The organism is Duganella sacchari (assembly GCF_900143065.1).
GTDB classification, from domain to species: domain Bacteria; phylum Pseudomonadota; class Gammaproteobacteria; order Burkholderiales; family Burkholderiaceae_D; genus Rugamonas; species Rugamonas sacchari.
On sequence record NZ_FRCX01000033.1, the window covers coordinates 1 to 4,862 of the forward strand.

Annotated in this window: 4 protein-coding genes and 3 rRNA genes; 2 read left to right on the forward strand and 5 right to left on the reverse strand. The window is 56.9% G+C overall.

Annotation, left to right across the window (positions count from 1 at the left end):
- Positions 1-171 (reverse strand): 16S ribosomal RNA (locus BUA36_RS29765); the annotation flags it as partial.
- A 320-nt stretch (positions 172-491) separates the two neighbouring features.
- On the reverse strand, positions 492-767 hold the full coding sequence (locus tag BUA36_RS29770; protein ID WP_072791129.1) for an SDR family NAD(P)-dependent oxidoreductase: 276 nt from the start codon (positions 765-767) through the stop codon (positions 492-494).
- Positions 768-961: 194 nt separating this feature from the next.
- On the opposite strand from BUA36_RS29770, the gene BUA36_RS29775 reads away from it, so the two are divergent.
- Positions 962-1,858 (forward strand): AraC family transcriptional regulator, encoded by an 897-nt coding sequence (locus BUA36_RS29775; RefSeq protein WP_072791140.1) that lies wholly within the window; start codon positions 962-964, stop codon positions 1,856-1,858.
- A gap of 93 nt (positions 1,859-1,951) precedes the next feature.
- Positions 1,952-2,479 (forward strand): porin family protein, encoded by a 528-nt coding sequence (locus BUA36_RS29780; protein WP_072791133.1) that lies wholly within the window; start codon positions 1,952-1,954, stop codon positions 2,477-2,479.
- Here the strand turns inward: BUA36_RS29780 and BUA36_RS29785 are convergent.
- The 3 genes from BUA36_RS29785 to BUA36_RS29795 form a co-directional block, all read right to left on the reverse strand.
- Positions 2,476-4,434, reverse strand: coding sequence for a serine hydrolase domain-containing protein (locus BUA36_RS29785; protein ID WP_072791136.1), 1,959 nt, complete (start codon positions 4,432-4,434; stop codon positions 2,476-2,478). The two genes, BUA36_RS29780 and BUA36_RS29785, sit on opposite strands and share 4 nt — an antisense overlap.
- 104 nt (positions 4,435-4,538) lie before the next feature.
- Positions 4,539-4,651, reverse strand: a 5S ribosomal RNA gene (gene rrf, locus BUA36_RS29790).
- A 114-nt stretch (positions 4,652-4,765) separates the two neighbouring features.
- Positions 4,766-4,862: ribosomal RNA gene (locus tag BUA36_RS29795) — 23S ribosomal RNA — on the reverse strand; the annotation flags it as partial.

Genomic DNA, 4,862 nt, shown 5'->3' on the forward strand with positions numbered 1-4,862 from the left:
CGGTATTAGCGTAACTTTCGCTACGTTATCCCCCACTCCTGGGTACGTTCCGATATTTTACTCACCCGTTCGCCACTCGCCACCAGAGCAAGCTCCGTGCTGCCGTTCGACTTGCATGTGTAAGGCATGCCGCCAGCGTTCAATCTGAGCCAGGATCAAACTCTTTAGTTTAATCTCTGTTTTATGATCATTGCTGACCATGGTTCGCTCACTCAAAATACTGACAGTATTACTACTGCTTATTTCTTGTGGAGCATTTAATGCTTTTTGTTGCAGCATCAAACGCCCACATTTATCGACTGTAATTTTTTAAAGATCATTCTGTACTGCGCTGCTGATAAAGCGTTTTGTTCATCAGCGAAGAAGCGAGATTATGAAGCATTTGATTTATCTCGTCAACCCCTCGTTTTTCTTCGTTTCGCTTTTCAGCGTCTGCGTCGTTTCGCGAGGGACAGAATCATAACAAGCGTCGCCTGGTTTGACAAGGGCCATCACGCATTATTTATCACCACATCCACGCGCTTGTGTACGTCCTCGGCAAATGCCAGGAACTCGCGCATCTCATCCGGCTGATTGACGTCGAGTGCGTACCACTCCGCCGAGCCGCCAGCCTTGCGGATCTCCGCCACCAGGGCGTGCAATTTGCTGGAGCGGCGCGCGCCCAGGACGACATGGTGCCCTTCTTCCGCCAACTGGCGGGCAGTCGCCGGACCGCTGCCGCGGCTGGCGCCGGCAATCAAAATAACTTTGCGATGGTCTTGCGTCATGATGCGATCCTTTCAAAGCCACTCACTAACACCAGCCTGCATCTTACGGATTAAACTTTATGCTGCGAATGCACATGACTATGTAGTTCTTGCCTAATCCTATAGATCGCAGCAGCAAGCGTAGCAAGCGGACCAGGAATCATGGATCATTCCTATTCATCACCGTAATCAACAAGGAGTGAAGCGTGGAACGCATGATTGCCCTGCACAACCAGCTGGCGCGCACTGATGGCTATACCGAAACGCTGGCGGACGATGTGCGCCTGACGCGTTCGACCCAAAGTTCAACCAAGTCGCCGGCCATGTACGATCCCTGCATTGCCATCGCCCTGCAAGGTCACAAGCGCACCTATTTCGGCAACGACATTCTGCAGTTCGACGCGGATCATTACCTGGTGGTGGCCGTGCCCATGCCATTCACTGCGACCACCGAGGCGTCGCCGGAAAATCCGTTTCTCGGCTTATCCATCCGCGTCGACCGTACCACGCTGGCCGATCTGATGTTCGCGATCGATCAAAGTGACAATGAAGTGCCCGCCATGCCCAAGGGGATGATGACCACCCGCATGGACGAGCGCCTGCGCGACACCGTGCTGCGCCTGCTCGAAGCACTGAGTTCGCCGCTGGAAGCGCGCGTACTGGGGCCGGCCATCGTGCGTGAAATCTGCTACCGCGCATTGATGGGTGAACAAGGCGCCGCCATGCGCGCTGCCTTGACCAGCCAGGGTCAGTTTGGCCGTATCGCCAAAGCACTGCGCCGCATCCACGCCGACTACGCGGCCGATATTGACGTCGGCATGCTGGCCGCCGAAGCGAATATGAGCGTCCCGGCCTTCCACGTCCACTTCAAATCCGTGACGCATTGCTCCCCAATCCAATACCTGAAGTCGGCCCGCCTGCACCAGGCCAGATTGCTCATGGCGCGGAACGACATGACGGCGCAATCCGCTTCAGCACAAGTGGGCTACGAAAGTCCGTCGCAGTTCAGCCGTGAATTCAAGCGTTATTTCGGCCGCAGCCCAAGCGAAGAAGTCAGTGCCATGCGCCGCCTGCTCAGTTTGCAGCCCGCAGAAACATCAAGGTTGCTTTAAAGATAATTGAGAGTTAATATGCGTGCAGAACGGCATTGCAAAAAAAGCAAATGCCGCATCTCGTAGTATTCACTCTTTGATCTAGGAGCGCCTATGCGATTCGTACTCAGCGCAGTTGCTTGCGGCCTGTTGGCAGCAACTGCACCTTCGTTTGCCCAATCCAGCTTTGAGCCTGGCGTCTACGTGTCGGCCGACGTCGGCCGCGCTTCGGTATCGTCCAAGTATGCAGACAATGACAGCGACGCGACGCTGAGCGCAGCAGTCGGCTATCAATACACCCCGGCCCTGGGCTTTGAAGTCTACACGCGCGGCCTGAGCCTGACGCCCCTTCGCGGCGCCTTTGTCGAACCTGGCTACTACCCGGACCGCCACTATGGCATTTCGCTTATCGGCACCGCCAACCTGGACAATAACTTCCGCCTGTTCGGCCGCGCCGGCGTCGGCCGCACCACCATGAAGGGCAACCGCACTTCACTGAGCGACCATGACGACACCGATCCGATCTTCGGCGTCGGCGCCGGTTATTCGTTCAACCGTAACTGGTCAGTCAACGTAGAAGGAAGCTATCTGACCAAGAGCGAAGTGAAGCTGCTGACCGTCGGCGTGCGCTACCAGTTCTAAATTTCCGAGAAAGCGTACTCATGCTGTCCATCACGGACCAGCAGAGTACGCTTACCTGGTGCGCCACCGGCGATAAACTCCAGTCCCCAAAAGGCGGTGCTCGTGGTCACGAAAGACAGGGCGCCGTCTGCATTCTTGCGGGCCGCGACCGGCGACTGCCATTCGCCAAAATCAAACACCACGTCCTTGCCTTTGCGCAGCACGGCCAGCTCCCCGAGTTCAGCACTGCGATAGCGCCGCGCCAGCACCGCTGAGGCAACCGCAGCAGGCTTATTGTGATCGCGCTCCGTTTTACGTTCCGTGACATCGCGCGCAGCAGTCTGGCGTACCGACTCCGCAGCCTCCGGTTTGCCGTCATAAACGATTTCCAGCAAGCGCCGCATGGTCGGACGCAGCAATCCCACACCCTGATCGGAATTGGTCAGCAGCACAATGCCGGTGCCGCTGTCTGGCAGCAAAAAGAAATTACTCTTGTAGCCGAACAGGCTGCCGCCATGCATGACCACTTGCACACCCCACGCGGTTTCCACCGACAAACCCATGCCGTAGTTGGCGTCCCGTCCTTCCGACACTTGTGGAATACGACGCGCCAACAGCGCATCGGCTGACACCAGCTGCGTGCCATCCGGCAGCTTGCCCTGATTGGCTTCCAGCTGCACATAACGCACCATGTCGTGCGCCGAGGTCCACACCCCGCCGGCCGGCCGGTGAGGCACGACGGAATAGTTCATCGCCATCGGCATGACTTCGATTTTGCCATCCAGGCTGGTTCCATGCGGGCTCGCATGATTTGAGCGCAATGCCTTGGCCATATCAAAGGTGGTGGAATCCATGCCCAGTGGCGTGAAGATGCGCCGTTGCATGGCCTCGTCGTACGCGGCGCCCAGGAGCTTGTCCGGATAGGCAAGATGGCCGCCGATGTAGCCCGCAGCCGAGGCCATCAGATTATTGTATTGATAGACTTCACCGAAGCCGCTGGTCGGACTGTTGGTCGCCAACAGTTTCAGCGAGTCTTCCGGCGTCGCATCCTTGTACTCAAAGATCCACTCCAGATCCTGGCGCGGCAAGCCAGTGCAGGCACACACCAGATGTTTGACCAGCACTTGCGCCGTCGTCTCCGCACTGCCCAGCTTGAAAGCGGGATAAACCTGCGTGACAGGCTGGTCCCATTTCAGCTTGCCTTCGTCGACCAGGGTTGACAGCATCAAGGTGCTCATTCCCTTGGTGTTCGATGCCGCCATGAACAAGGTATTGGCATCCACCGGCGCAGGCTTGCCCAGCTCCCGCACACCGAGTCCGCCTTCAAACACAACTTTGCCGTGATCGAGCAGCGCGTAAGACAAACCAGGAATGCCCAGCTTCTTCATTGAGTCCAGCAGGAAGCTGCGCATTTGCTGCTGGCGCACAGCGTCAAGCGGCTGCGGGGTGCGGCTGGCAAACGATTCGCGCACATAATCCTTGGGCTGCAGACTTTGTATCGCGAGCTGGTACGCAGCCTCGCGCTTGCTCAGTGTTTGCTCGCTGCCATCCACCAGCAGCACCGTCCAGGATGCGCCGTTTTGCAAGGCGTGCGCTTCCACCCAGCGCTTTTCGGTCGGCGCCGTTTCGTATTCCAGAACAGTGTGCTGCTTCCATCCATTCGCGTCCGGACGCCTGGTCGTTTGCCTGACCGTACGCTTGAAGCTTGGCTGATAGCGCACCCAGGCAGCAGCGGTTGCCGCTTGCGGATTGTCGGCACGGACTTCCACCAGCACAAACCGGCTGTCGCCCTCGGGCGCCGTCAATACCAGCAGCCCTTTATCCCGTTGCGCATCCCAGTCGCGTGCACCACTGATGCTATTGGTGCCAGCCACCAGGCTGGTGTCCGCCGGAAGTTTGCCACTGACTTCCTGTCCTAATGCGGACGAGGCCAGTATCAACGACAGGGTAAGAGAGATCAGTGTGCGGACAGGCATATTATGGCTCCAGTGTCGAAATGACAACTTCCATAATAGCATGGGTAAACGCAAAAAGGCCCGCTCAGGATTTACCTTGAGCGGGCCTCTTCGACTTATAACTAGCTTGACGATAACCTACTTTCACACTGGTTGCAGCACTATCATCGGCGCAGAGTCATTTCACGGTCCTGTTCGGGATGGGAAGGGGTGGGACTGACTTGCTATGGTCATCAAGCTTTGACTTGTATGCTCCGCAGCCACGTGGTGGGCTGCACAGCGAATCTGGGAGAAGTAAAGTTTTGGGGTAGCACTCACCATCTTAGTAAATGCGTATAACCGGCAAGGTTATAGGGACAAGCCGTACGGGCAATTAGTATCAGTTAGCTTAATGCATTACTGCACTTCCACACCTGACCTATCAACGTCCTGGTCTCGAACGACCCTTC